Below are 26,091 nucleotides of genomic sequence, written 5' to 3' on the forward strand. Positions count from 1 at the left end.
CGTAGTAGTTGTGGTTGTAGGCTCTTGAGTCGTAGTTGTAGTAGTCGTAGTGGTTGTGGTTGTAGTTGTAGTTGTAGTTGGTTTATTTGATGTGTTGACCACTTTAATCACGTTGTTATCATCAATTTTCTCAACTTTAGAAGTGTAACCTTCTGGAGTGTTTGTTTCCACTACTGAGTACTCAATCTTCTTACCGTCTTTGATACCTGGCAATTTCGTAAATTCTGCTTTCCAGCCAGAAGCTTTTGTAAGGGTTTGTGTTAACCCATCCAAGGCTTTGCCGTCCGCATACAATTGAACCGTGATATCTTTACGGTCAGCTTCATTATCACCAACCCATTCTTTTTGAACAGTAACTGTTTGATCTCCAGTAACCCAGTATTTCAATTCTGTATTGTTCCAGAATGCTGGGTCAGTTTGAGGTGTTGTGATTTCATCAGCTGTCAATGTAGCATTGTTATCTACTCTGATGGTTGTCTTAGGAATTAATGTTTGGTATTCAACGATCAATTCATCGCTTGATGCTGTTTTAAAGACATCACTGACGTCTGATAAATTCACAGTAAATCCATTGCCGTCCGCATCGAATTTCACATGTTGCCAGAAGTCCCAACCAGAAGCCACCACTTGTCCACCTTTTCTTAATGTAAAGGATGGTTTCAAGTAAGTTCCCACAAAGAATTCATTTGCAGCGTGGTTAGCAGCAGGAGCAAAAGTGATTTTTGAGTAATCGACTGCTGGAGCTTGGATTTTATCTGATACAACAGGGTTTGTCAAAGCTTGTTTCTTACCATCTCCATTGATACGGATGAACCATTTTGTCAGATAGTAGTCATCTCCAACATTCAACCATGCATAGTTTTCAGATGCGTCTAATTTGAATTGCTTAGTTACATAGTCACCAGTAAGGTTGTACTTGTTCAACACAGATTCAAATACTCCAGGTCCGTCAGGACGAGTGATAACAACGGATTCAGATCCAACCTTAGAAGTGGCAGTTTTATTTCCAGGATTTCCTGGTGTGCTATCCCATTCTGCTTTGTATGAGAAACCACCCTTAACGTTTTGGTTCATGGATTCGATTGCTTTTTTAAAGGTGAAAGTAATCTTTTTGTTTGTCATTGAAATGGTTGCGACTTCAGCTCCATTTGCTTGGAGTGATTGAGTTGCAATTTCAGTGATATTAACACCTTCTGGAGCGTCAATAGTAAATGTATCACCGTCTTTAACTGATTTACCGGTTAAATCCCAGTCAAATGAAAAGGTAACCTTTTGTCCATTTGTTTGGGCCTTTAAGTTGGTGACGGTTGGTGAAACAGTGGCCGCGCTTACGGGTTTGATCACAGACAAGCCCAAGGCTACCACACCGATGATAGCTACAAATGCAACTATCTTTTTATAAAGAGATTTCAATTGGCCTCATTTCCTTTCTTCTGCCTGCCCTTTCCGAGGCTTTTCTATATAGTGATATATCCTAAAATAGAAAGGCTTCTAATTTCTACTCCATGAAACCAGCTGCCTCAGTTTAGGATAGATCGATGAATTATATGCTCCTCTTTATGCATTAAAAGAAAACAAACCCACCGACAAAATCAGCTCAAACCCTCTAACTACGTTTGTTTAGATAGAAAAACAAGGGAAATGACAAGCGTCATAATGTTAAAGTGATAATAAACGTTGCAAATTTTAACAGAATAATCATCCCATTGCATATTTAAAAGATTATTATCATCATTATTATATTCTTTTAGTATGATAAGTCAAGTTAAATGCAACAAAAATAATGAAAAATGTTGATTTTGGTTTTTGTATAAGTCGACCTTTTATTTCCCGCCATTTTAGCCTTTCATGTTATAATATTCAGATAAGAAAAAGAGGAGACCAAAAGCTAGATGATCACTTCAAAATACGATTGGCAGTTAGCTTCGCCAAGTGCAGATGAGGCCTTTTTAGCCCTTGCCAAAAAAGCAGGCCTAGAAGCGTCCGTAGCAACCTTGCTGTATGAGCGTGGCATTCAAACCAAAGAGGATTTAGAAGACTTTTTAGAACCCAAACTAGAGAAGCTACATGACCCTTATTTGCTCCATGATATGGACAAGGCAGTGGGGCGCATCCGACGGGCCATCGAAGATTATGAGCAGATCCTCATCTACGGAGACTATGATGCGGACGGGATGACATCGGCCTCCATTATGAAGGAAACCTTGGAGCAGATGGGTGCAGAGGTGCAAGTCTACCTACCCAACCGCTTCACAGACGGCTATGGTCCCAATGAGAGTGTCTACAACTACTTTATCGAGCAGCAAGGCATTTCCCTGATTGTCACGGTGGACAATGGGGTCGCGGGCAATCAAGCCATTGCCATGGCCCAAGCGATGGGAGTTGATGTTATCGTGACGGATCACCACTCTATGCCAGAGGTTTTACCGGATGCATATGCGATCATTCATCCGGAGCATCCAGATGCGGATTATCCCTTCCATTATTTAGCAGGATGTGGTGTGGCCTTTAAGTTGGCCTGTGCCCTCCTAGAGGAAGTACCAGTCGATCTCTTAGACCTGGTAGCAATTGGGACCATTGCTGACATGGTCAGTCTGACAGATGAGAATCGGATTCTGGTCAAATACGGTCTGGGTATTCTCCAACATACCCAGCGCATGGGCTTGCAGGAGCTTTTGGAGATCGTAGGGATTCGTCCGGAGGATGTCAATGAAGAAACGGTTGGTTTTCAGATTGCTCCTCGTCTCAATGCCCTTGGTCGCCTCGATGACCCTAATCCAGCTATCGAACTACTGACTGGTTTTGACGATGAAGAGGCTCACGAGATTGCCCTCATGATCCATCAGAAGAATGAAGAACGAAAAGAGATTGTCCAAGCCATCTATGACGAAGCCAAAACCATGGTCGATCCAAGTTTGTCCGCCCAAGTCTTGGCCAAAGAAGGCTGGAATCCAGGGGTCCTTGGTATTGTCGCCGGCCGTTTATTAGAAGAGCTTCATCAGCCGGTCGTTGTTTTAAGTATCGAAGATGGACGGGCTAAAGGAAGCGCTCGGAGTCCTGAGTCGGTCAATATCTTTGATGCCCTCGATCCCCACCGGTCGCTCTTTGTCGCCTTTGGGGGGCATGCCGGTGCAGCAGGGATGACGCTCGAGGTGGACCAACTTCCTGCCTTGTCTCAGGCTCTTACGGATTACGTTGCAGAACAGGAGATTGATCTTAGCAGCAAATCCACCCTAGCCATCGACGAGGAACTACATCTAACAGAACTAACGCTTGAGACCTTGAAAAACTTTGATCGCTTGAGTCCATTTGGCATGGACAATAAAAAACCAGTCTTTCTGGTCCGTAATTTTAAGGTAGAAGGGGCACGCTCGATGGGAGCCGGCAATACCCACTTGAAACTCAAAATTTCTCAAGAAGATGCGACCTTTGAGGTGGTTGCCTTTGGCTTGGGAAGCTTAGAGGCAGAGTTTGCACAGGCGCAAGACCTAGAGCTAGCTGTGCAGTTGTCGGTCAACCAATGGAATGGCCAAACAACCTTGCAGCTCATGCTGGTTGATGCGCGTGTGGACGGCGTGCAGCTCTTTAATATCCGCTCTAAAAATGCCAGCCTCCCCGCAGGTGTTCCCGTTCTTGATTTTACTAAAGAACTGCCAGATCTGACAGGGGCATCCGCTGTTGTAGTTGGAAATATCCCTGAGGATTTAGAGCAACTACGGCAAATCTTCCAAGAGCATGATTTCCAGGCCGTTTATTTCAAAAATGAGATCGCCAAAGCCTACTATCTGACAGGATACGGTAGCAGGGACCAGTATGCCAAACTCTATAAAACCATCTATCAGTACCCAGAGTTTGATGTCCGCTACAAACTCAAAGACCTAGCGGCCTATCTCAAGATTCAGCAGATCCTCTTGGTCAAAATGATCCAGATCTTCCAAGAGTTGGGATTCGTGACCATTGAAAATGGCATCATGAAGGTTAATAAAGAAGCAGAAAAACGCGAAATCGCAGAAAGCAGCATCTACCAAAACCTCAAACAAACTGTGAAAGAGCAGGAGTTGATGGCCCTTGGAACGGTTCGTGAAATCTACGATTACCTGACAGGGCAGGCCTCATGAAAAAACATCTAAAAAAATTCCTCTGGCTCAGCCCCTTCCTGCTTGTTGCTCTTTATTGGTTGGGAATCTACCTGAGTCTCAAAAACCCCATGGAAGAAATCAACTATGCTGAAAATGGTGGATGGATGCGCTATGTGATGTTTAAGCCCTTTACAGAAACGATAGGAAACGATGGTATCTGGAAAGAAGACGAGGATTTTCAGACCTACCCCTATTCTAAAGGAATTATCGGTGGAAACGAAGAACTGTCTGTGCTAATGTTTAGGGAAACTCCCGACTGGACCTATATGTATGATCTTGAACTGCAAAAAGGTGTGACTCTTGGTTTTATGTTTAAATACAACTCGTCTAAAAAGCTGTTTTTCCAGAAAGAGGTCTACCTTTCTAAAGAAGATACTACCTACGAGGGCCAAAAACTCCTTGATCAACTTGCCGCCTACGGCAAAGACCGTACTTGGTTGAAAAAGCAAAGTAAGAAATTCGCCGAACAATATATTCTTGGTACTTGGTTCAAGAATGGAAGTTCCCGCTATTCCTTGAAAAACTTAGGGGATATGAAAATCGAGTACAACAAATTGATAGAAGAATAGTAAGTTTTTTTAGAACCCAATCCCACATCATTTCTCGGATGTGGGATTTTTGCTTTTGACGTGGGAGCTTGGGAAAATGATTTGGCAAAAAATGATGCAAGTTAGTAGAATTCATGGTATAATGGAATGTAAAAAATTTTTTATGAAAGAAAGTTAACCATGAATTTAAAAGATTACATTGCAAGCATTGAAAACTATCCACAAGAAGGTATTACCTTCCGTGATATCAGCCCTTTGATGGCAGATGGCAATGCTTATAGTTATGCGATTCGTGAAATCGTTCAATACGCGACGGATAAGAAAATCGACATGATCGTTGGTCCTGAAGCGCGTGGGTTCATCGTTGGATGTCCGGTCGCTTTTGAGTTGGGAATTGGATTTGCGCCTGTTCGTAAGCCTGGTAAATTGCCACGTGAAGTCATCTCTGCTGACTACGAAAAAGAATACGGTGTGGATACCTTGACCATGCACGCCGATGCTATCAAACCAGGTCAACGCGTTCTCATCGTCGATGACCTCTTGGCAACAGGTGGTACGGTGAAAGCAACCATCGAAATGATCGAAAAACTCGGTGGAGTAGTTGCAGGTTGTGCCTTCTTGATCGAGCTCGATGATCTTAAAGGCCGCGAAGCGATCGGCGATTACGACTACAAAGTCTTGATGCATTACTGATATAGTCTAATACTATAACTGGCTACAGAAAAACCATAATTGAAAACTATAAGCTCCTATCATATAATGTTAGTTAAGAACTTGTAAGATGGGAGCTTTTTATGCCAATTACTCTAGATAAAAAATTACCAGCAGTCGATATCCTTCGTTCAGAAAATATTTTTGTCATGGATGATGTTCGGGCGACTCACCAGGATATTCGGCCGATGAATGTTCTCATTCTTAATCTGATGCCGACCAAGGTTGCGACAGAAACCCAGCTCTTACGGCTCCTTGCCAACACGCCCTTGCAGATCAATGTTGATTTCCTCTACATGGCGAGCCATGAATCCAAGAATACAGCGGCTGAGCATTTGGAGAGCTTCTACAAGATCTTTGAGGATATCAAGGATAATTACTATGACGGCTTGATTGTGACAGGAGCGCCTGTCGAAAAGATGGACTTTGAAGAAGTAGACTACTGGGAAGAATTAACCCAGGTCTTTGAATGGTCTAAACGGCATGTCTTTTCTACCTTGCACCTTTGTTGGGGAGCCCAGGCTGGACTGTACCACCGTTACGGGATTCAAAAAGTAGAGCTCTGTGACAAGCTATCGGGTATCTATGACCAAGCAGTGGTGCGTCCCGATAGTCTGCTCATGAGAGGATTTGACGATCGCTTCCTTGCCCCTCATTCTCGCTATACAGATATTCCTTTGAAGGAAGTCCTTGAAAAGAGCAATCTTCAAGTGATCGCTCAGGGAAATGAAGTTGGACTTTCCATCATTGCTAGTCCAGACATGCGTGAGGTCTATAGCTTTGGCCATCTGGAATATGATCGCGATACACTGGCAAAAGAATACCACCGAGATGTCAAGGCGGGCTTGGATCCGGACGTTCCCAAGAATTACTTTGATGGGGATGACGCTAATACAGAGCCTCGCATTCGTTGGAATCTAGCTGCAACGACCTTCTTTAGTAATTGGATCAACTATGCGGTTTATCAAGAAACACCTTACCGCTTGGAAGAATTGGAAAAAGATATTTCATTTTATGGTTACCTATAAAGGGGAATTATGACATATTCACAAGCATTTAAGTATGGCAACTTGGTTCTTCCGAGTGCCTTGCTTTTTCATTATCATGAATTGTTCGACCAAGCAGATGATTACTTGGTTTGGCAGTTTTTCTTCCTTCAAAATACGACTGGCCAAGAGGCCTTAACTCCCAATCAGATTGCTAGTCATCTGGGAAAAACGGTGACAGAGGTCAATCGGATTATGTCCAATTTGACTACTAAGGGACTCCTTCAATACCGGACCATTGAGCTCAATGGTGAGATTGAAGCCATCTTTGATGCGACCATTGCCCTGGAGCGCTTGGATGAGATTTTAGAAGCCCAATCACAAGGGAAGGCACAAAGCGCGCCTGCTAAGGGAAATGTCATCAAGGACTTAGTGGAAACCTTCCAACAAGAACTGGGACGACTCTTGACACCTTTTGAGATTGAAGACCTGACCAAGACCGTGCGCGAAGATCAGACAGATCCAGATGTGATCAAGGCAGCATTACGAGAAGCTGTCTTTAACGGCAAGCCTCACTGGAAATATATCCAAGCCATTTTACGCAACTGGCGCAGTGAAGGCATCAACAGCCTGGCCCAAGTAGAAGCGAAACTACAAGAACGCGAGCAAGCCAACCCACGCAATGTGACCGTTTCAGACGATTTCTTGAAGGCCATGGATTTGTGGAAGGATTAAAAAAAACTAGCACTTATTTGAGTGCTAGTTGCAAATTGAAGGTAAAGTCTTCCTAGAAACTTTCCTTATGTGAGTACGGACGTCAGCGAACTTCGGAGAAGTTCCATGACTTAGTTTTGAGCCTAAGGTCTCAAAACTCCCGAGTGCCTGAAACAATAGTGTTTCAGGCACTTTTCTCACGGCGGAAAGTTTTTAGTTTATACTTGAATAGTTTTAAAAATAAGACATTATTTTTACTGAAAAAAATAGGTTCTTAATTGAAAAAATAATTTTTAACCATTCAAAAAACTAGTACTCATAAAGTGCTAGTTTTTTCCTTTATAAATAGTCCGCATAGGCTTTTTCTAGTTTACTAAGGAGTTCTTGTTTTTCCTCGTCACTGGCAAAGGAAGCCTGAATGGCATGGACATTGTGTTTATAAAAGTCAGTTTCCTTGGTTTGGAAGTGCTGATGGTAGAGGGCATATTCCTTGGTGAGGTCGGTATCAGATACAGTCCGGTTATCGGTATTGATACTGATCCGAGCTCCGGCTGCCTTCATCTTCAAATAAGGGAAATCTTCTATAGTCGGTGCTGCTTTTGTTTGTAGGTTGCTGGTCAAGCAGAGTTCACCAGTGACCCCATGTTCAATAAAGGATTGGAGTAAGGCCGGTTCATGAGATAGAGCCGTCACGTGGCCATTGCGTTTGATTCCAAAAGCAATCGATTGGGCTACAAAGTGTGGGCAATGACACTCACCTGCGTGAAGTGTCATGGGCCGATGGTAACTCTTGACTTGCTCAATTAGAGGTCGAATATCTTCTGGAGAGTAGTTGTGCTCATTCCCGGCAAAGTCAAAACCAACAAAATCTTGATCGCTAACTTGGTTGGCTTCTGCTAGAATGCGAGAGGTGACTTCTTGATCGGACTGGCGCATGCCACAGACTAAGGCTTTTGCAACAATGCCAAATTCCTCCTGGGCTTGACGCAGTCCTTCACAGACAGCATCGATAGTTTCTGGGACGGTGAGCCCTTGGTCCATGGACAATTCTGGTGCAAAACGAACCTCAATATAAAGGACATTTTCGAGAGCAGCTTGCTTGGCCACATCGTAAGCAGCAAGCGTCAAGGCTTCCTTAGTTTGAAGGAGGGGCCGAATGTAGTCAAAGGCCTCCAAATAGTCCAAAAGATTCTCACAGTGGGCAGGCGCAGTAACATGGTGCTTGAGCTCCTCATCGCTAGCAGGTAGGTCAATATTGGCCATAGCTGCCAACTGGCGAATGATTGGAAGCGACAAGGAACCGTCTAAGTGACAGTGAAGTTCTGTCTTTGCCAAACTATGAAAATCGATCGTGGACATGGTTTTCTCCTTAAAATTGTATTTTTTCTATACTATCATTTTGACAAAAAAAGTCAAGTAGCCTTCGCGTAGCAGATCTTTGAAAGGGAGCCCGATATTTGATATGCTAGGAGTAGCGAAATAAAGGAGAAGAAAGATGTCAGACTATCAATTACCAGAAGTATGGAAAGCACCGAGCCAAATGGGAGGAGCCTGGGGTGGCTTGAACCAACCAACAGCAGGTGCCCGCTTTGAACAAACCCTTCCAAAAGGCGACCAGCATTTCCAACTCTATACCCTTCCAACACCCAATGGGATCAAGGCCACCATTATGCTGGAGGAATTGAAAGATCTGGGAGTGGATGCAGGCTATGACGCTTATCGGATCAAGATTGGTGAGGGAGATCAGTTTGGTAGTGACTTTGTAGCCATCAATCCCAATTCGAAAATTCCAGCCATGTTGGATCAATCAGGCGATCAAGCTATTCGTGTCTTTGAATCAGCTAATATTCTCTTGTATCTAGCTGAGAAATTTGGCAAATTAATCCCGACTGATCCGTCTAAACGGACAGAGGTGCTCAACTGGCTCTTCTGGCAGACAGGTGCAGCACCATTCTTAGGGGGAGGCTTTGGTCATTTCTTCCACTATGCACCAGAGAAAATCGAGTATGCCATCAACCGCTTTGCCATGGAAGCCAAACGGCAATTGGACCTATTGGACAAGGAACTTGCCACTAAACCTTATATCGCAGGGGATGACTATACCATTGCAGATATTGCCATCTGGTCTTGGTATGGCCGTCTAGCCCAAGACAAGGTCTGGGACCGTGCAGGGATTTTCCTAAATGTGAAGGAATACAAGCATCTGCAAGCTTGGACAGAGAAAATTGCCAATCGCCCAGCTGTGAAACGTGGCTTGGAAGTAGAATATAAGGAAATTGATGCATAATGAAAAGGCGCCGTTGCGCCTTTTTTTAATGGTGCAAACATGGTATACTAAAGGGTGGAATAAAAGTTTAGAAAGTAGCACATGGAATTTACAAAATTATCAAATCGCTTGGACTTGGTGGCTAGCTTCGTCCCTGCTGGAGCGCGTCTGTTGGACGTGGGGAGTGACCATGCTTATCTCCCAATCGCCCTCTTACAAGAAGGCAAGATTGAGGCTGCCATTGCAGGGGAAGTGGTAGAGGGGCCTTATCAGTCTGCCCTCCAAAATGTTGCGGATAATGGCTTAGAAGACAAGATTGAAGTCCGTCTAGCCAATGGCTTGGCTGCCTTTGAACCAACAGACGGTATTTCCTGTATCACCATTGCTGGCATGGGAGGACGCTTGATTGCAGACATCCTAGCCGCAGGTCTAGAAAAATTAGCCAGTGTCTCTCGCTTGGTCCTCCAACCCAATAATCGGGAAGATGAACTGCGGGCTTGGTTAGTCGACAATGATTTCCGCATTGTTGATGAAGCCATCTTGGAAGAAAATGAGAAGTTCTATGAGATCCTCGTGGTGGAACAGGGTTATCAAGAGTTGTCAGCCAAGGAACTACGCTTTGGTCCCCATTTGATGCAGGAACAAGCTCCAGCGTTTGTCCAAAAGTGGTCCAAGGAAGTGGAGAAATTAGCCTTTGCCTTGGAGCAGGTACCAGTTGAGAATCAATCTGCCAGAGCATCGTTAGAAGAGCGCATCGCTCACATCAAGGAGGTCCTAAATGCTAGCAAGTGAAGTCATTAAACGCTATGAAGCCTACTGTCCTCAGGAGCTTTCCATGGAGGGAGATGTCCGTGGGCTACAGGTCGGTACGCTGCAAAAAGACATCCATAAGGTCATGGTGGCCCTAGATATCCGCGAGCAGACGGTGGCTGAAGCTATCGCCCATGGGGTGGACTTGATCATCGTCAAGCACGCGCCTATTTTCCGTCCGATTAAGGATCTGGTAGCCGATCGGGCCCAAAATCAGATTTATATCGATTTGATCAAGCATGATATAGCAGTCTACGTCAGCCATACTAATATTGACATTGTCCCAGATGGTCTCAACGATTGGTTCTGCCAGCTCTTGGACATTGAAGATACAGAACCCCTCAGTATGACGGGAGAAGGGCTCGGAATTGGTCGCATCGGTCGGGTAGCTACTCAAACCTTTGGACAGTTGGCTAGCAAGGTTAAAGAAACCTTTGGCTTAGATGCTTTGCGCATAGTCAGTTATGACCAGGCAGATTTGGAACGGGTTATCAAGCATGTCGCTATCTGTGGAGGAAGTGGCCAGTCCTTTTACAAGGATGCTCTCGCTAAGGGAGCAGAGGTCTATATCACAGGAGATATTTACTACCACACGGCTCAGGACATGCTGAGCGATGGCCTCTTGGCCTTGGACCCAGGTCACCATATCGAAGTTCTCTTTGTGTCAAAATTAGTAGAAAAGCTCAATCAGTGGAAGGCTGAGGAAGCCTGGGAGATTGAAGTGATTGGCAGTCAAGCCAGCACCAATCCTTTTTACCATATCTAAGGGGTCATGATGAAAGTTGCCATTATCGGTGCAGGGATCGTGGGATCCACTGCCGCCTATTATTTATCCAAAGAAGCACAAGTGGATGTGACCGTCTATGACCATGGAGTCGGCCAAGCAACCAAGGCGGCTGCTGGCATTATCAGTCCCTGGTTTTCCAAGCGGAGAAATAAAGCCTGGTATCGCCTGGCTCGTCTGGGAGCAGATTTTTACCAAGAATTGGTAGAAGACCTGGACAAGGACGGTATTCATACAGATTTTTACCAGCAGACGGGTGTCTATCTTCTCAAGAAAAAGGAGGAGAAATTAGACGAACTCTATCAGTTGGCGCTGAGCCGTCGGGAGGAATCTCCCTTAATCGGGGACTTGGCGATTTTGAATAAGGAAGAAGTAGCCCAGCAATTCCCAGGTCTACAAGGCTTTGAGAATCTCCTTTATGCATCAGGTGGTGCTCATGTGGAGGGAGCCCTTCTAACGGAAACGCTTCTTAAAGCCAGTGGGGCAAGAGTGATCAAGGAAGAGGTTGCTCTCTCAGTCTCAGATGATGGCTATCAGATTGCAGGAGAAAGCTATGAACAAGTCATCCTGGCAACAGGAGCCTGGTTGGGGCAGGTACTCAAGCCACTCGGCTACCAGGTTGATGTCCGTCCGCAAAAAGGACAGTTGAGGGATTATCAGTTAGACCTAGATACTGATGATTATCCTGTGGTCATGCCTGAAGGAGAGCTGGATATCATTCCATTTCAGCAGGGCAAGATCAGTATGGGAGCCACCCATGAAAATGAGATGGGCTTTGACCTGACGGTGGATCAAGTTCTTCTAAATCAGATGGAAACAGAGGCCTTGACCTATTATCCAGAACTCGCTCAAGCGGAAGTTATCGGGGAGCGCGTGGGAACTCGTGCCTACACCAGTGACTTTTCACCATTCTGGGGAACTGTTCCTGATCAAGCAGGCCTCTATGTCGCTAGTGGACTAGGTTCGTCCGGACTCACAACTGGTCCCCTCATTGGTTGGCATCTAGCCCAACTCGTAGCAGGAGGAAACCTGCGCTTAGATCCAGCGGATTATCCAGTTGAACAATATGTGAAGAAGTAGGCTGGGACAGAAGTCCTAGCCTCTCAATTTTCTTTGGATTGTCGAGCAAGACGCAGTGGTTGAGTGGGCTCTACTACAAGGTAAGATTTTCAGACGGCTCAGTCAAGGAGCAGTAATCTATTTGAATCATGAGTAAGACCAATGCTAACAATTCTACAACTCTCATATCCTGTCATCACCTTGTAACACAAATGCAAGGTGACTTTTTTATATAAACATGATAAAATAAGGGTAATGACTACGTAGAAAGGCCTAACATTATGAAAGGTATTATTTTAGCAGGGGGCTCAGGAACTCGCTTGTATCCATTGACACGTGCGGCTTCTAAACAATTGATGCCCATTTATGACAAACCAATGATCTACTATCCGCTGTCAACCCTTATGTTGGCTGGGATCAAAGATATCCTGATTATCTCGACTCCTCAAGACCTACCTCGTTTTGAAGAGCTTCTTGGAGATGGTTCTGAGCTAGGAATTTCTCTCTCTTATGCAGAGCAACCAAGTCCTGATGGTTTGGCGCAAGCCTTCATCATCGGAGAAGACTTTATTGGTGACGACCACGTTGCCCTCATCCTTGGGGATAATATCTTCCACGGAAATGGCTTAACCAAGATGTTGCAACGGGCAGAAGCCAAAGAAAAAGGTGCGACTGTCTTTGGTTACCAAGTCAAAGATCCAGAACGCTTTGGTGTGGTAGAGTTTGACGCGGATATGAACGCTATCTCTATCGAAGAAAAACCAGAACATCCGAAATCCAACTTTGCGGTGACAGGACTTTACTTCTATGACAATGATGTGGTAGAGATTGCCAAAAACATCAAACCAAGTCCTCGTGGCGAGCTTGAAATCACCGATGTTAACAAGGCTTATTTGGAGCGTGGAGATCTCTCTGTTGAGCTCATGGGCCGTGGCTTTGCTTGGTTGGATACGGGGACTCACGAAAGCCTCTTGCAAGCTTCTCAATATATCGAAACTGTTCAACGCTTGCAAAATGTCCAAGTAGCTAACCTTGAGGAAATTGCTTATCGCATGGGTTATATCACCAAAGAACAAGTCCATGAATTAGCGCAATCACTGAAGAAAAACGAATACGGACAATATTTGCTCCGTTTGATTGGAGAAGCATAATGACGGAACTATTTTTTGATAAAGAATTAGCAGCCCGCAAAATTGAAGCCATCCCAGGCTTGATGGAGTTTGATATTCCTGTGCGCGGAGATAACCGTGGTTGGTTTAAAGAAAACTTCCAAAAAGAGAAAATGCTTCCTCTTGGATTCCCTGAAAGCTTCTTTGCGGAAGGCAAGTTGCAAAACAATATTTCATTCTCTCGTAAGAATGTTTTGCGTGGCTTGCATGCAGAGCCTTGGGACAAGTACATCTCTGTAGCAGATGAAGGCAAGGTTCTTGGAACTTGGGTAGACCTTCGTGAAGGCGATAGCTTTGGGAACACCTACCAAACCGTGATCGATGCTTCAAAAGGCATCTTCGTCCCTCGTGGTGTTGCCAATGGGTTCCAAGTTTTGACAGACAAAGTTGCCTATACATACTTAGTCAATGATTACTGGGCACTGGAACTCAAACCAAAATATGCTTTTGTCAACTATGCAGACCCAAGTCTAGACATCCAATGGGAAAACTTGGAAGAAGCTGAAGTCTCAGAAGCAGACAAGAACCACCCATTGCTCAAAGACGTCAAACCCCTAAAAGCAGAAGATTTGTAAGAATGAAGCTCTTAAAACAATCAAGAACATCATTATATAGTTTTTAGCTTTGCTATAAACGAGCGAAGCGAGCTATATGCTTAGCTTTCCGCCGTGAGAAAAGCACCTGAACCATTGTGTTTCAGGTGCTCGGAAGTTTTGAGACACTAGGCTCAAAACTTAGTCATGGAACTTCTTCGAAGTTCGCTGACGTCCGTACTCACCTAAGGAAAGCTAAAAAAAGATTGATTTAAGGAACAATCAAAACTAAAAATTATTTGGAGAAAAAATGTCAGAATATAAACATATCATCGTAACCGGTGGAGCTGGTTTCATCGGTTCAAACTTCGTACACTATGTCTACAACAACCATCCAGACGTGCATGTGACTGTCCTTGATAAACTTACTTATGCTGGAAACCGTGCCAATATCGAAGAAATCCTTGGGGACCGTGTTGAGTTGGTTGTGGGAGACATCGCTGATGCTGAATTAGTTGACAAATTGGCTGCCAAGGCTGATGCGATTGTTCACTATGCGGCTGAAAGCCACAATGACAACTCCCTCAAAGACCCATCTCCATTTATCTACACAAACTTTGTTGGAACATACACACTCTTGGAAGCGGCTCGTAAATACGACATTCGTTTCCACCACGTGTCAACAGACGAAGTGTATGGAGACCTTCCATTGCGCGAAGATCTTCCTGGACATGGGGAAGGTCCTGGTGAAAAATTCACTGCTGAAACAAAATACAACCCATCATCACCTTATTCATCAACCAAGGCTGCTTCAGACTTGATCGTGAAGGCTTGGGTTCGTTCCTTTGGTGTTAAAGCAACGATTTCTAACTGTTCAAACAACTACGGGCCATACCAACACATCGAAAAATTCATCCCACGTCAAATCACCAATATCTTGTCTGGCATCAAGCCAAAACTTTATGGTGAAGGGAAGAACGTCCGTGACTGGATCCACACCAACGACCACTCAACTGGTGTTTGGGCGATTCTTACTAAAGGCCGTATTGGTGAAACTTACCTGATCGGTGCCGATGGTGAAAAGAATAACAAAGAAGTGCTGGAGTTGATCCTTGAAAAAATGGGTCAACCAAAAGACGCCTACGACCGTGTAACAGACCGTGCTGGTCACGATTTGCGTTATGCCATCGATTCAACCAAATTGCGTGAAGAATTAGGTTGGGAACCACAATTCACAAACTTTGAAGCAGGTTTGGAAGATACCATCAAGTGGTACACAGACCACCAAGACTGGTGGAAGGCTGAAAAAGAAGCTGTAGAAGCCAACTACGCGAAAACACAAAAAGTTTTGAAATAATGAAGAAGGTCCAAGTGGAAAATCACTTGGACTTTTTTCAGATATTTTTCTGAAAATCAAAAAAATAACCATTGATTTGTGGTATAATATGGTTAGTTTTTATGATGAATCAATAAGGGGGATATGATGAATCAAAACGATTGGGTTGAATACTTTGAAGCGGTCAATGGTCGCAAGCCAAGTATGCAAGAATTTCAAGAAGCGCGTGAAAAAGGGGAGTTTGTCGTAGAGCGAAAAGAAGAGCCGACTCCAGCAACTGAGGCGCAGGCTCCTGCTCAGGAAGTACCTGTTGCACCTAGCGCACCTCTTTCACAAGAGCAGAAAGCTTTTGTCCAACCGCAGCCATCGGCGAAAACTTTGCAACCTGTTCCAAGACCAAAAAAATTGACATATACTTTCAATAAACAAGCCCAAATTGGGGCCGCATTTGCGGGACTTGTCGCAGTGATTGCCTTTGCTTGGTTCTTTTTCTTTTCAGGTGGACCAAGTCTAGATGGTGTTTGGTTGAGAAATACGGATTCAAGTCCGGTCACCTATGAACTAAGTGGAAAGAAACAAAGAGTCAATGGTGATGAGACCATCAAAAAGGTTCTCAAGGGCAATGAAGCGAAAAAAGAATTTAATACAGCACTTTCTTTGTTAAATGCAACGGGCTTGCATTCACTTGCGGATGTCGATAAGAAATTTAACCTGAAAACGACAGAAATAGTTGTTATTAAATCTGGTGGGAACACACGCTATAATTTGCTCCAAAAAGACGGAAGCAATATTATTTTAAGAAATGATTTATTTGACTTGAAAACTTATAAATCATACGAAGGAAACTTTGAAGAAAATTTGGTCTATCACAAGGTTGAAACACCAAAGGCCATGGTTGGAAAGTGGAAGAATGTGACAGAAGGAGATAATACAACTGTTCAGATTTCAGATCACGGAATTATTAGTGATAAGTATTACGATAGCAAGGCTTACGCATTCTATTCTCTAGCTGATTCAGAAAAGTATGATGGAGACACGACTTCTAAAGAAGAGATCGAACACACATTTGAAGTCATTCAAGAAGCGGTGAAATCACAAGGCTATCAAGTGAAGAGCGCTAAGGAAGTCTATATACAAGCTAATTCAAATTATTGTTTCGTACCTGTCAACGGTGGAAAAAATATACTCGTCTTACGTGGTGGTAATGAATTTGCCGCAAAATTAGAAAAAGTGAAATAATCGAAGGACCGCAAGGTCCTTTTTGTTTCCAAATTTCTGACTGAAAAACTATTCATGTCTAGACAAAAATATGGTAAAATGGATAAGATGTGTCTGAGATGTCTATTGTTTCTCAGCCGACTAGAGGTAATGGAGTAGAAAATGCAAAATAGACCTATTATTATTGGTGTTACTGGTGGTTCTGGTGGTGGAAAGACCAGTGTGTCTCGTGCCATTTTGGCCAATTTCCCGAATGAAAAGATTGCCATGATTGAGCATGATTCCTATTACAAGGACCAAAGTCATTTGACCTTTGAGGAGCGGATCAAGACTAACTATGACCATCCTTTTGCCTTTGATACGGACTTGATGATTGCGCAGATCAATGAACTCTTGGAGGGTCGTCCGGTAGATATTCCAACTTATGACTATGCGGAGCATACGCGCAGCAGCAAGACCTATCGTCAGGAACCTCAGGATGTCTTCATCGTGGAAGGGATCTTAGTCCTTGAAGACAAGCGCCTTCGGGACTTGATGGACATCAAGATTTTCGTTGACACGGATGATGATGTACGGATCATTCGCCGGATCAAGCGCGATATGGAGGAGCGTGGCCGGAGTCTTGATAGCGTCATTGAGCAATACCTTGGTGTGGTAAAACCGATGTACCACCAGTTCATCGAGCCAACCAAGCGCTATGCGGATGTGATCATTCCTGAGGGCGTGACCAATACGGTTGCGATTGATTTGATCACAACCAAGATTGAGAAAATCCTCAACGAGGCGCGTGAAGGGAAATAGAAAGTTGGAGTGAGGGTAATCGATCTCCAATCCTTAGCTATTAGATGCAATAATTGAATATCGCAGTAGTTGATTGGACTCTTCATTCGCCTAAAAGCTCGAAAGAGTTCTCAATCAATGTTTCGGGGGTGGTATGAGAAATGTTTTTTAACATTCTGTACCACTCCCTCTTTTTCCTAGGGAGAATGGAAATGAAAAGGGAGTTTCATTCGCGGACCAAGGCGTTCGCTTGTTTATTGACCATGTGTGCTGGTTTTTCAGATGCCTATACCTTTATCTGTCGGGGTGGAACCTTGGCGGCTGGTCAGACAGGAAATGTGGTCTTTCTATCGGTCGGTTTGATTGGCCAGCAGATCTCGGATGTGGAAGTAAAGTTGGCAACCATGCTGGCCTTTATGTTGGGAATCTTTTTGATGACGGTTTTGCGTCGCTTGATTGACAACTCAGTTTGGCGCCTCAGTACCTTGGTACCCTTTATCCTCACAACCTTGGTGACGGGATTTTTGCCAGCATCGGTAAAAAATGTCTTCATCGTGCCTTTTTTTGGCCTGAGTTTGGGAATCGTAGCGACCTCTTTTGGAGAAGTGGATGGCTACGCCTATAATCATTCCTTCATGACGGGAAATCTCAAGAAAACCATGGTAGCTTATGGGAATTTTGTCAGAGAAAAGGATAAGAAATTCCTTTGGGAAGCTATCTTTATGACCTGCTTGATCGGGAGTTTCGTCTTTGGGGCCATTTTTTCGACCTACTTGATTCAGTTTTATGGATTAGAAACCATTTGGCTGGTGTCCATCATCTTGACTATCTTTTTAATCTATCGTGCCATTCAATATTTTGAAGTCTTTCACTTCAATCGGCGACATGACTAGATAAAGGTATCATAAAAAACTTTCCTTAGGTGAGTGCGGACGTCAGCGAACTTCTTCGAAGAAGTTCCATGACTAATTATTGAGCCTAAGGTCTCAATAATTCCGTGTGCCTGAAGCAGTTAAGCTTCAGGCACTTTTCTCACATCGGAAAGTTTAGTAATTCTTGATCAATTTAAATTAATGAGATCTCATTTTTATCTCTTTACAGAATCGCTTAACTTATTTTACTAAAAATTAGTTTATCTATATTCCAGAGGCTGGGACAAAAGTCCTAGCCTCTCAATTGTTGAGCAAGACGCAGTGGTTGAGTGGGCTCTACTACGCTGATTTCATCAGCTTTTACAGTCCTACTCAACTGTGCGGAGGTGGGACGACGAAATCGAATTCTAACGAATTACAGATTTCTGTCCCACTCTCTTTTCTTTCGTTGTTTGAAGCTTAATTTTTGAGCAAAGATTTGGTATAATGAAAGGTATGAAACATTCGGAAAAAGAATCACAATACCAGCTCTTGCTGGCTCAGTTAGACGCTCTCTTAATGGATGAAACCAATGCCTTGGCTAATCTGTCCAATGCCAGTGCGCTGTTAAATCAAGCCCTGCCTCGTTCGGTCTTTGCGGGTTTTTATTTGTATGACCAAACGGAATTGATCCTGGGACCTTTTCAGGGAGGTGTTTCTTGTGTCCATATCGCTCTTGGAAAGGGTGTCTGTGGAGAAGCAGCTCAAAAGCAGGAAACCATGATTGTCGATGATGTGCGCCAGCATGCCAACTATATTTCCTGTGATAGTCGGGCTATGAGTGAGATTGTGGTGCCTATGATCAAGGACGGTCAGCTCCTTGGGGTTTTAGACCTGGATTCGGAGTGTGTCTCTGACTACGATCAGCTGGATCAGGAGTATTTAGAAAAGTTTGTCGCTCTCTTGATCGATAAGACAAACTGGGACTTTAAGATGTTTGGAGTTAAGAACTAATGTATCAAGCTTTATATCGGAAATACCGGAGCCAGACCTTTGGCCAATTGGTCGGCCAGCAAGTAGTGGCACGGACATTGAGACAGGCCGTTGAGCAGGATAAGATCAGCCATGCCTATCTCTTTTCAGGTCCTCGTGGTACTGGGAAAACCAGTGTGGCTAAGATCTTTGCTAAGGCCATGAACTGTCCTAATCAAGTCAATGGGGAGCCTTGTAATGACTGCTATATCTGTGAATCCATTACCAATGGGAGTCTAGAAGATGTCATCGAGATTGATGCGGCCTCCAACAATGGGGTCGATGAAATTCGGGATATTCGCGACAAATCCACCTATGCTCCGAGTCTAGCCAAGCACAAGGTCTACATTATCGATGAGGTCCATATGCTCTCAACAGGGGCCTTTAACGCCTTGTTGAAGACACTGGAAGAGCCCACGGAAAACGTGGTTTTTATCCTTGCAACAACGGAGTTACACAAGATTCCAGCCACCATTCTGTCTCGGGTGCAACGCTTTGAATTCAAATCCATCAAACTGCCGGATATCGTTCACCATTTGGAAAGCATCCTAGCTACAGAAGGCATTGCCTATGAAGCAGATGCTGTTCAGATCATCGCCCGGCGCGCTGAAGGTGGGATGCGGGATGCCTTGTCCATTTTGGACCAAGCCCTGAGTCTGACTGCGGGTAGTGAGTTGACGACAGCGATCGCCGAAGAGATTACCGGCTCCATCAGCCTAGCTGCGCTCGATCAGTACGTGGCTGCCATTCTGGCTCATGATGCGACAGCGGCGCTGGATCAGCTGGCGATTATCTTTGATAATGGGAAGAATATGGCCCGCTTTGTCACGGACTTACTTCAATACCTGAGAGATCTCTTGATTGTCCAGACGGGTGGAGAAAATACCCACAATAGTGACTTATTTGCGGCGAATCTTGAAGCCGATCAAGCCCGTCTTTTTGCCCTGATTGACCAGGCGACAACCAGTCTAGCGGATATCAAAAATAGTCTGCAACCGCGCATTTACACTGAAATGATGACCATTAAATTGTCTGAAAGCACGGGCCAAGTTTCTAACTCAGCAGCTGTGGAGGTTCCTTCCAATGTGCTAGCTCAGCTGGAAGACTTGAAGAAGGAAGTCGCTCAACTCAAGCAACAGTTAGCGCAATCAGGTAGCAGTCTTCCTGCTTCAAAACCAGCAGTAGCTCGCCCAACCAAGTCTAGCAAGGGCTACCGTGCGGATCGAAATAAGGTCAATGCCATTTTACAAGAGGCGGTTGAAAACCCAGAGTTGGCACGGACCAACTTGATCCGTCTTCAGAACGCTTGGGGGGAAATTATCGAGAGCTTGGCAGGTGCGGATAAGGCCCTCTTAATCGGATCTCAGCCGGTCGCTGCCAATGAAAATCACGCTATTTTAGCCTTTGAGTCTGCCTTTAATGCTGAACAGACCATGAAGCGGGACAACCTCAATACCATGTTTGGAAATATCCTCAGCAATGCTGCTGGCTTCTCACCAGAGATTTTAGCGGTTTCGATGGAAGAATGGACCCAAATCCGGGCAGAGTTTTCGGCTAAGGCGCGTGGGCAAAAAGCGGAAGTGGTAGAAGAAGAGGAAAGTGTCATCCCTGAGGAATTTCACTTTTTATCCGATAAAATCACCCTGCAAGACGATTAATACATGAATTTTTTACTGAATCATGGTAAAATAATTTTATGAATAGAAAACAATTTGCAGTGATAGCAGTCTTTACTGCTATGGAGACTTATTTTTTCAATGAAGCGACCATGGCGGGTCAAATGCTCTTTGCATGTTTTTGGGCCCTCTTGATCTTGCGCAATCTCCAGACGGCCTATATGGTTGAGAAGATTGCTAGTGCCATTGAAAAAGAAATCAGAAAGAAAAGAAAATAAAACCTTTGAAAAGAAATCCTTTTTCAAAGGTTTTTTTCTTATTTTAAAAGGCTTCTTGGCATTGCTTGCGGTAATCTCCTGGGGAGAGGCCGACCTTCTGTTTAAAAGCCTTTGTAAAGTAGGAGTAGTTGTCATAGCCCACCTGGAGGGCAACTTGGTAAATGGGGGTATCGCTTTGCGATAGCATCTCTTTTGCGGCGGCCATCCGTTTATCGGTGATGTATTTTACCAGGGTTTCGCCGGTATCGCGCTTAAACATCCGCGCTAGATGATCTGGACTAAGAAAAACCATCTCTGCCAGCTTGGTGCGACTGATATCTTCCTTGTAATGGTGGTCAATGTAGTCGGTGATCCGCTGGATGAGATTGGACTGGTGCTCAAGATCGATCACATAATGGCGAGCAGAGCTCCAGTAATCCCCGATATAGGCTTCAAAAGCTTTGATGGCATGAAACCGCCGTTCGAATAGAAATTGATGGTGTTTGTTTTGAAATAACTTGTGGGCGAGAATGCCGTTCTTGTCCAGATAAATCCCAATTTGCTGGGTCCAGTCTAGCTGGAGTTCACTCAGAGCTGAAAGTGGAATGCGATCTTGATTCTCTAAGCTATGGATGATTTGGAGAAGCTGTTCTGTCTCTAGTTGATTTGTAAAAGTGAGCGATGTCCGATGAGTAGGCTTTTGAGGTAGTGGAGCCAAAGAAGCATATGAGTGGATACTGTTCCAATGGAAGACTTGTTCTTCACTGTATTGGCAGAGGTGAAGAGCCTTCATCAAGAGCGTCTCAAGGGAAATGGAGTCTGAATAGAGAAGGATAGAGGATCGGTCTAAGTCTTGCTGGATCTTCTGCTGGATAGCCTTTAGGAAGTCTGCACACTCTGTAGTCTGATTCTTTTTGAAAAGGCAGAGGTAGCGATCGGTCTGGCTTTCGATTTTACTGAGGGCGCAGTAGTGGACAGGGAAATCCAGGGAGAGATCCTTGATACAATGGCGGAGCTGCAAGCGCCAAGAAGGGACGCTGGGGTGAAAGTCTTCTTCAACTAAGTGGAGAGTGATGAGGACTAAGAGGTAGTCTTCATGTGGTTTGGGGCTATAGCCCCGATTTGTTACTTCTTGAAGGAACTGTTCTGCTTGAGATGGACGCGGTTTTCTCAAGTAGTCATGCCAAAATTCAGCTTCTTTTTGCCCTTGCTGTGCTAATTGGGCCGCACTCTTGTGGCGCTTGATCTTATTGAGGGCTTTTTGAATGATAAATTCTAAGCGGTCGGGGTCAATCGGTTTGAGGTAGTATTCAAAACTTTGGAGTTCAATGGCTTTTTGGGCATAATTGAAATCAGCATAATTGGTGAGGAAGATCGTTTGAATGTCATATTTTTCTGACCGGATCCAGGCTAGGAGATCTAGCCCACTGCCTTGTGGCATCTCGATATCACTGATCATGAGGGCAATCGGGTGACTTTGAATGATGGCTTGGGCTTGGCTCAGGCTGGAGGCAGTATATACCTGCTCAATGCCCAAGGCTTCCCAATGGATGGTTTCCTGTAGGGCTTTAATGATAAAACGATCATCGTCAACGAGTAGGATATTCATGTGTGTCTCCTTTGTAGAGTTCATAAGGAAGGCTCAGTTGGATGCGGGCACCTCCTTGGGATCCATTTGAAAATTGAAGCGTGTAGTGATCTGGATAGAGGAGATCTAGTCGCTCCCGTGCATTGGTTAAACCAATGTGGTGGCCATCTTCTGTGACTAAGGATTTTTTCTCTGCTAGATCTTGTAAGATAGCGGAGCTAAAACCAGGACCATTATCCTGAAGGGAAATGGCAAGCTGTTGGTTTGCTTCTTCATGAATGGAAAGCTGAATGTGGAAGGAATCTTGGAAAGAAAAGCCGTGTTTGATGGCATTTTCCACAAAGGTTTGTAAAAGCAGAGGGGGAATAGCCGCATCTTTCAGACCAGGATCCCAGTCCAGGTCAAAATGGATGCTGTCCCCATAGCGGATTTTCTGGATTTCTAGGTAATTTCGGATATGTTGGATTTCATCTGCTAAGCGATTGAAATCTTGATTGGCTTGAAAGAGGTGACGCAAGTAGTTGGAAGTCACCTTGGTCAACTCCTCGATTTCCTTATAGTCCTTGGTTTGGAGCATGCTGTGAATCATGGAAAGCATGTTGAGGTAAAAATGGGGTCGGACTTGATTTTTGAGATAGTTGAGTTCGACTTTTTTGAGATTGAGTTGCGCGTGGTAGGCTCGAATTTGGAGGTCTTTCATATGGATCAGAACCTGATTGAGCTTGTGATTGGCCTGATCGATCTCTAAGATCCCTTGGTCTTCGATCACATCTAGCTTGGTAGAAGCAGCATCTAGCTGCGAAAGACGTTGGGTGAGTCGTTTCATCGGTTGGATCATCCGTTGACGAATATAAAGGATCAGAATGGTAGAGAGAACGGCGATGATCAAAGGGACCAAGGAGAGAAGGGTTTCCAGTACGATATTTGTACGGAAAACGTCTCCGTAATCGACCGTCACATACAGATCAAAAGGCAGGTGGGTTTGATTGCTACCGGCTTGAATGACGGAATCTGTAGCATGGATCTGGTTGGGGCGATCGATGGATAAGCGCCCTTTTTTCCCGATATTGAGCTTTTGCAAGGGTTTTAAAATATCCTGGGTAGAAATGATGGCATAGATAGCCTTGCCCTTGTAATGGAGGGATTTTAAGAGATAATCATGCTGGTTCAGGCTGATTCGTTGCCATTTTTGATTGGTCTTGTCTGTTTCTTTGTCATAGGTTTTAAGATGATCTTTCAATTGTACATAGTCCAGGTAGGGCAGTTGAAGACTGGAGGCATTGAAAAAATGGGGGATATCTCTTGTCTCTATGAAAAAGGTGATGGGGCTATCCATCTGGTACTGGAACTCCGTGAAATCAATCCGCAGTTTTTTTAGGTTTTCTTGGAAATCCGTGAAATCAAGCGGACTATTGAGCTCTGTCAAATAGTCATTGTGACTAATAGTACTGTACATAAAACGCTCAACGGAGTGAAGCTCTGTATTTAAGGAATCCGCATAGATATGAATCGAGTCCTCTAAATGGAGCATATTTTGGTGTTTAATAAAATTTCGGCTAATCCCACCAATCAAAAGGTTGATCAAGGTATTGACAACTAAGAGGAGAAAGAGTAGGCGCGAAAAAAATTGAATCGAGTGATCTCGTGTACTTCTGTGAATAGCTTTCATAATGAGCACCTCACATATATTATAGCACTATTTGAAAACGGATTCATGAACAAAACCGATATTAAAGTAAAAAAAATCGGGAAAGTGCATGTTTTTGTGTGGAGAAAACGGAAAAGTGAATGAAGATGCACGAAAAAGTTCTATAAAGATGGAAAGGATTCCTATAAAATAGAGGAGAAAGAAAAGGAGGGCCTTATGAAAAGCGAAGTAAATGCGAAGCAGAGCAAATTTAAGAAAAATATTCCTTTATATGTGCTTCTCCTGCCATCGATTATTTTATTGATTTTATTTGCCTATATCCCTATGGCGGGTCTAGTCATCGCTTTTAAAGATTACTCTCCCGCTACTGGGATATTTGGAAGTCCTTGGGCTGGTCTCAAGTATTTTAACCAGTTCTTCTCATCCTTCCAATTTGCAACAACCATGAAGAATACCTTGAAAATTTCTATTTACAGTATTCTGGTTGGTTTTCCCTTGCCGATTGTTCTAGCCATCATTTGCAACCAGATTCGTGTGGGCAAGTTCAAAAAAATCTTTCAAGTAACAACTTATTTGCCTCATTTTATCTCGACCATGGTCATGTGTGGGATGATTATTCTTTTTCTCTCTCCAAGTAGTGGACTGTTAGCCAATGTCCTCAAATTGGTCGGCTTAAAGATGCCTGCCCTCTTATCCAAACCGGGTAGCTTTGCAGGTGTCTATGTCTGGAGCGATGTCTGGCAACATATCGGTTGGGATAGTATCATCTATCTAGCCGCTTTATCAGCCATTGATCCAACCTTTTATGAAGCAGCGACCATGGACGGGGCGAGTCGATTGCAAAAAATCCGTCATATTGACTTACCCTTACTGTTACCAACGGCGATGATTCTCTTGATTCTCAGAGCAGGAAGCCTACTCAGTGTTGGTTTTGAAAAGGTCTTGCTCTTGCAAAATCCACTTAATCTGGCAGGAAGTGAAATCATTTCGACCTATGTCTACAAAGTGGGGATGATTAATTTCCAATATAGTTATTCGACAGCGATCGGTCTCTTTAATACCTTGGTCAACTTGATCATCTTATTGTCGGTCAACTGGTTTGCGAAACGCTATACCAAGACGGGATTGTTCTAGAAAGGAGGAGGAATTGTGAAATTGTTTCAACATGCTAGAAAGACCAAGTCGGAAATCCTCTTTGATGTTTTTATCTATGGTCTAGCGATTTGCTTGATTCTGTTGATTGTCTACCCTTTGTGGTTTGTCATTATTGCCTCCTTCAGTAATCCGTCTGATGTGGCAACTGGTAAGGTTTGGTTTATCCCGAGGGAATGGCGACTAGATGGCTATCAACGCTTGATTGAGCAACCTTTGTTTCTAAAGAGCTATCTCAACACCATCCTCTACACGGTTGTAGGGACCATCGTTGCCCTGGTCATTAATATCCCAGCTGGTTACGCCTTGTCGCGAAAGGACCTCTTTGCTAAGAAATGGGTCAGTGTCTTCTTTATCGTTCCCATGTTTGTCTCTGGGGGCTTGATTCCCATTTATTTGACAGTGAAACAAATGGGATTAGTCGACACCTTCTGGGTGATGGTCGTACCGTTTGCAGTATCTCCTTACAATATCGTTGTAGCTCGGACTTTCTTTAACAATAGTATTCCAGAAGGGATGTGGGAAGCTGCCCAGATCGATGGGTGCGGAACCATTCATTACTTCAGAAAGATCGTGCTCCCCTTGTCCAAGGCTATTATTGCCGTTATTGGACTTTGGACAGCAGTAGGGATCTGGAATTCTTGGTTCAATGCTCTGATTTATTTGACCAATGAAAATCTTCAACCCCTGCAACTGATCCTGCGCCGTCTCTTAATTAGTAATCAAATGTTGCAATCGCAAGCAACAGGGGAGGTAGCTTCTGACCTCCGTATTAAGGCTGATATGATGAAATATGCAGCCATCGTTATCTCAACAGCACCGATTATGATGCTGTATCCATTCGTCCAAAAATACTTTAATCAAGGTGTCATGATAGGTGCCTTGAAAGAATAG

General features: G+C 44.0%; 24 protein-coding genes. 20 read left to right on the forward strand and 4 right to left on the reverse strand.

What is annotated here, in order from left to right; genetic code table 11:
- Positions 1-1,413: Cna B-type domain-containing protein (locus NML76_RS09995; RefSeq protein ID WP_254733439.1), on the reverse strand; the 1,413-nt coding region annotated here is incomplete at its 3' end.
- Between the two features lie 479 nt (positions 1,414-1,892).
- Here NML76_RS09995 and recJ point away from each other — a divergent pair.
- From recJ to NML76_RS10020, 5 genes are all read left to right on the forward strand, one after another.
- A complete protein-coding gene (recJ, locus tag NML76_RS10000) occupies positions 1,893-4,118 on the forward strand; it encodes a single-stranded-DNA-specific exonuclease RecJ (RefSeq protein WP_254733441.1) in 2,226 nt (741 codons plus the stop codon).
- The gene (locus NML76_RS10005) at positions 4,115-4,708 is read left to right on the forward strand and encodes a TipC family immunity protein (RefSeq protein ID WP_254733443.1); all 594 of its coding nucleotides are present in this window, start codon (positions 4,115-4,117) and stop codon (positions 4,706-4,708) included. The genes recJ and NML76_RS10005 overlap by 4 nt, the downstream gene beginning before the upstream one ends.
- Before the next feature lie 159 nt (positions 4,709-4,867).
- Complete coding sequence (locus tag NML76_RS10010) at positions 4,868-5,380, forward strand: adenine phosphoribosyltransferase (RefSeq protein WP_003002788.1); 513 nt, start codon at positions 4,868-4,870, stop codon at positions 5,378-5,380.
- 101 nt (positions 5,381-5,481) lie between these two features.
- Positions 5,482-6,426, forward strand: coding sequence for a homoserine O-succinyltransferase (metA, locus tag NML76_RS10015; protein WP_254733445.1), 945 nt, complete (start codon positions 5,482-5,484; stop codon positions 6,424-6,426).
- A 9-nt stretch (positions 6,427-6,435) separates the two neighbouring features.
- Complete coding sequence (locus tag NML76_RS10020; protein WP_003007874.1) at positions 6,436-7,119, forward strand: DnaD domain-containing protein; 684 nt, start codon at positions 6,436-6,438, stop codon at positions 7,117-7,119.
- Between the two features lie 318 nt (positions 7,120-7,437).
- On the opposite strand, the gene add is transcribed toward NML76_RS10020, so the two are convergent.
- Positions 7,438-8,457 carry an adenosine deaminase gene (gene add, locus NML76_RS10025; RefSeq protein WP_155124785.1) on the reverse strand — a complete coding sequence of 340 codons (1,020 nt, stop codon included), beginning with the start codon at positions 8,455-8,457 and terminating at the stop codon, positions 7,438-7,440.
- Positions 8,458-8,593: 136 nt separating this feature from the next.
- On the opposite strand from add, the gene yghU reads away from it, so the two are divergent.
- The 13 genes from yghU (at position 8,594) to NML76_RS10090 (ending at position 20,830) form a co-directional block, all read left to right on the forward strand.
- Entirely contained in the window at positions 8,594-9,385 is a 792-nt protein-coding gene (gene yghU / locus NML76_RS10030; RefSeq protein ID WP_254733447.1) for a glutathione-dependent disulfide-bond oxidoreductase, read from the forward strand.
- A gap of 81 nt (positions 9,386-9,466) precedes the next feature.
- Positions 9,467-10,156 carry a tRNA (adenine(22)-N(1))-methyltransferase TrmK gene (locus NML76_RS10035; protein WP_254733449.1) on the forward strand — a complete coding sequence of 230 codons (690 nt, stop codon included), beginning with the start codon at positions 9,467-9,469 and terminating at the stop codon, positions 10,154-10,156.
- Positions 10,143-10,940, forward strand: coding sequence for a Nif3-like dinuclear metal center hexameric protein (locus tag NML76_RS10040; RefSeq protein WP_254733451.1), 798 nt, complete (start codon positions 10,143-10,145; stop codon positions 10,938-10,940). Before NML76_RS10035 ends, NML76_RS10040 begins: the two co-directional genes overlap by 14 nt.
- Positions 10,941-10,946: 6 nt before the next feature.
- Positions 10,947-12,038 carry an FAD-binding oxidoreductase gene (locus NML76_RS10045; RefSeq protein WP_254733453.1) on the forward strand — a complete coding sequence of 364 codons (1,092 nt, stop codon included), beginning with the start codon at positions 10,947-10,949 and terminating at the stop codon, positions 12,036-12,038.
- Between the two features lie 260 nt (positions 12,039-12,298).
- The gene (rfbA, locus tag NML76_RS10050) at positions 12,299-13,168 is read left to right on the forward strand and encodes a glucose-1-phosphate thymidylyltransferase RfbA (protein WP_003002772.1); all 870 of its coding nucleotides are present in this window, start codon (positions 12,299-12,301) and stop codon (positions 13,166-13,168) included.
- Positions 13,168-13,761 (forward strand): dTDP-4-dehydrorhamnose 3,5-epimerase family protein, encoded by a 594-nt coding sequence (locus NML76_RS10055; RefSeq protein WP_254733455.1) that lies wholly within the window; start codon positions 13,168-13,170, stop codon positions 13,759-13,761. The genes rfbA and NML76_RS10055 overlap by 1 nt, the downstream gene beginning before the upstream one ends.
- A 268-nt stretch (positions 13,762-14,029) precedes the next feature.
- On the forward strand, positions 14,030-15,076 hold the full coding sequence (gene rfbB, locus NML76_RS10060; protein WP_003002700.1) for a dTDP-glucose 4,6-dehydratase: 1,047 nt from the start codon (positions 14,030-14,032) through the stop codon (positions 15,074-15,076).
- Between the two features lie 126 nt (positions 15,077-15,202).
- On the forward strand, positions 15,203-16,294 hold the full coding sequence (locus tag NML76_RS10065) for a hypothetical protein (protein ID WP_254733457.1): 1,092 nt from the start codon (positions 15,203-15,205) through the stop codon (positions 16,292-16,294).
- A gap of 141 nt (positions 16,295-16,435) precedes the next feature.
- Positions 16,436-17,074, forward strand: a complete 639-nt coding sequence (udk, locus tag NML76_RS10070) for a uridine kinase (RefSeq protein WP_003002524.1) — start codon at positions 16,436-16,438, stop codon at positions 17,072-17,074.
- A 191-nt stretch (positions 17,075-17,265) separates the two neighbouring features.
- Complete coding sequence (locus tag NML76_RS10075) at positions 17,266-17,946, forward strand: YoaK family protein (protein ID WP_118228026.1); 681 nt, start codon at positions 17,266-17,268, stop codon at positions 17,944-17,946.
- Positions 17,947-18,420: 474 nt separating this feature from the next.
- On the forward strand, positions 18,421-18,918 hold the full coding sequence (locus NML76_RS10080; RefSeq protein ID WP_049475358.1) for a GAF domain-containing protein: 498 nt from the start codon (positions 18,421-18,423) through the stop codon (positions 18,916-18,918).
- Positions 18,918-20,594: a DNA polymerase III subunit gamma/tau gene (gene dnaX / locus NML76_RS10085; protein ID WP_118228027.1), complete on the forward strand. Its 1,677-nt coding sequence runs from the start codon at positions 18,918-18,920 to the stop codon at positions 20,592-20,594. The genes NML76_RS10080 and dnaX overlap by 1 nt, the downstream gene beginning before the upstream one ends.
- Positions 20,595-20,632: 38 nt before the next feature.
- The gene (locus tag NML76_RS10090; RefSeq protein WP_003002577.1) at positions 20,633-20,830 is read left to right on the forward strand and encodes a DUF3272 family protein; all 198 of its coding nucleotides are present in this window, start codon (positions 20,633-20,635) and stop codon (positions 20,828-20,830) included.
- A gap of 43 nt (positions 20,831-20,873) precedes the next feature.
- Here NML76_RS10090 and NML76_RS10095 read toward each other — a convergent pair whose 3' ends face one another.
- A complete protein-coding gene (locus tag NML76_RS10095) occupies positions 20,874-22,418 on the reverse strand; it encodes a helix-turn-helix domain-containing protein (protein WP_254733459.1) in 1,545 nt (514 codons plus the stop codon).
- A complete protein-coding gene (locus NML76_RS10100; RefSeq protein ID WP_254733461.1) occupies positions 22,399-24,066 on the reverse strand; it encodes a sensor histidine kinase in 1,668 nt (555 codons plus the stop codon). Before NML76_RS10100 ends, NML76_RS10095 begins: the two co-directional genes overlap by 20 nt.
- 195 nt (positions 24,067-24,261) lie before the next feature.
- Between NML76_RS10100 and NML76_RS10105 the strand changes: the two genes are divergently transcribed.
- Complete coding sequence (locus tag NML76_RS10105; protein WP_021153492.1) at positions 24,262-25,179, forward strand: sugar ABC transporter permease; 918 nt, start codon at positions 24,262-24,264, stop codon at positions 25,177-25,179.
- A 15-nt stretch (positions 25,180-25,194) separates the two neighbouring features.
- Positions 25,195-26,091 (forward strand): carbohydrate ABC transporter permease, encoded by an 897-nt coding sequence (locus NML76_RS10110; RefSeq protein WP_049472610.1) that lies wholly within the window; start codon positions 25,195-25,197, stop codon positions 26,089-26,091.

Source organism: Streptococcus sp. CF8_Ac1-9 (assembly GCF_024295565.1).
GTDB lineage: Bacteria > Bacillota > Bacilli > Lactobacillales > Streptococcaceae > Streptococcus > Streptococcus parasanguinis_X.

What these genes read in the sequence shown, in the direction of transcription:
- recJ (WP_254733441.1), top strand. Translation starts at nt 1,893, where the DNA reads ATGATCACTTCAAAATACGATTGGCAGTTAGCTTCGCCAAGTGCAGAT.
- NML76_RS10005 (WP_254733443.1), top strand. Translation starts at nt 4,115, where the DNA reads ATGAAAAAACATCTAAAAAAATTCCTCTGGCTCAGCCCCTTCCTGCTT.
- NML76_RS10010 (WP_003002788.1), top strand. Translation starts at nt 4,868, where the DNA reads ATGAATTTAAAAGATTACATTGCAAGCATTGAAAACTATCCACAAGAA.
- metA (WP_254733445.1), top strand. Translation starts at nt 5,482, where the DNA reads ATGCCAATTACTCTAGATAAAAAATTACCAGCAGTCGATATCCTTCGT.
- NML76_RS10020 (WP_003007874.1), top strand. Translation starts at nt 6,436, where the DNA reads ATGACATATTCACAAGCATTTAAGTATGGCAACTTGGTTCTTCCGAGT.
- add (WP_155124785.1), bottom strand. Translation starts at nt 8,457, where the DNA reads ATGTCCACGATCGATTTTCATAGTTTGGCAAAGACAGAACTTCACTGT.
- yghU (WP_254733447.1), top strand. Translation starts at nt 8,594, where the DNA reads ATGTCAGACTATCAATTACCAGAAGTATGGAAAGCACCGAGCCAAATG.
- NML76_RS10035 (WP_254733449.1), top strand. Translation starts at nt 9,467, where the DNA reads ATGGAATTTACAAAATTATCAAATCGCTTGGACTTGGTGGCTAGCTTC.
- NML76_RS10040 (WP_254733451.1), top strand. Translation starts at nt 10,143, where the DNA reads ATGCTAGCAAGTGAAGTCATTAAACGCTATGAAGCCTACTGTCCTCAG.
- NML76_RS10045 (WP_254733453.1), top strand. Translation starts at nt 10,947, where the DNA reads ATGATGAAAGTTGCCATTATCGGTGCAGGGATCGTGGGATCCACTGCC.
- rfbA (WP_003002772.1), top strand. Translation starts at nt 12,299, where the DNA reads ATGAAAGGTATTATTTTAGCAGGGGGCTCAGGAACTCGCTTGTATCCA.
- NML76_RS10055 (WP_254733455.1), top strand. Translation starts at nt 13,168, where the DNA reads ATGACGGAACTATTTTTTGATAAAGAATTAGCAGCCCGCAAAATTGAA.
- rfbB (WP_003002700.1), top strand. Translation starts at nt 14,030, where the DNA reads ATGTCAGAATATAAACATATCATCGTAACCGGTGGAGCTGGTTTCATC.
- NML76_RS10065 (WP_254733457.1), top strand. Translation starts at nt 15,203, where the DNA reads ATGAATCAAAACGATTGGGTTGAATACTTTGAAGCGGTCAATGGTCGC.
- udk (WP_003002524.1), top strand. Translation starts at nt 16,436, where the DNA reads ATGCAAAATAGACCTATTATTATTGGTGTTACTGGTGGTTCTGGTGGT.
- NML76_RS10075 (WP_118228026.1), top strand. Translation starts at nt 17,266, where the DNA reads ATGAAAAGGGAGTTTCATTCGCGGACCAAGGCGTTCGCTTGTTTATTG.
- NML76_RS10080 (WP_049475358.1), top strand. Translation starts at nt 18,421, where the DNA reads ATGAAACATTCGGAAAAAGAATCACAATACCAGCTCTTGCTGGCTCAG.
- dnaX (WP_118228027.1), top strand. Translation starts at nt 18,918, where the DNA reads ATGTATCAAGCTTTATATCGGAAATACCGGAGCCAGACCTTTGGCCAA.
- NML76_RS10090 (WP_003002577.1), top strand. Translation starts at nt 20,633, where the DNA reads ATGAATAGAAAACAATTTGCAGTGATAGCAGTCTTTACTGCTATGGAG.
- NML76_RS10095 (WP_254733459.1), bottom strand. Translation starts at nt 22,418, where the DNA reads ATGAATATCCTACTCGTTGACGATGATCGTTTTATCATTAAAGCCCTA.
- NML76_RS10100 (WP_254733461.1), bottom strand. Translation starts at nt 24,066, where the DNA reads ATGAAAGCTATTCACAGAAGTACACGAGATCACTCGATTCAATTTTTT.
- NML76_RS10105 (WP_021153492.1), top strand. Translation starts at nt 24,262, where the DNA reads ATGAAAAGCGAAGTAAATGCGAAGCAGAGCAAATTTAAGAAAAATATT.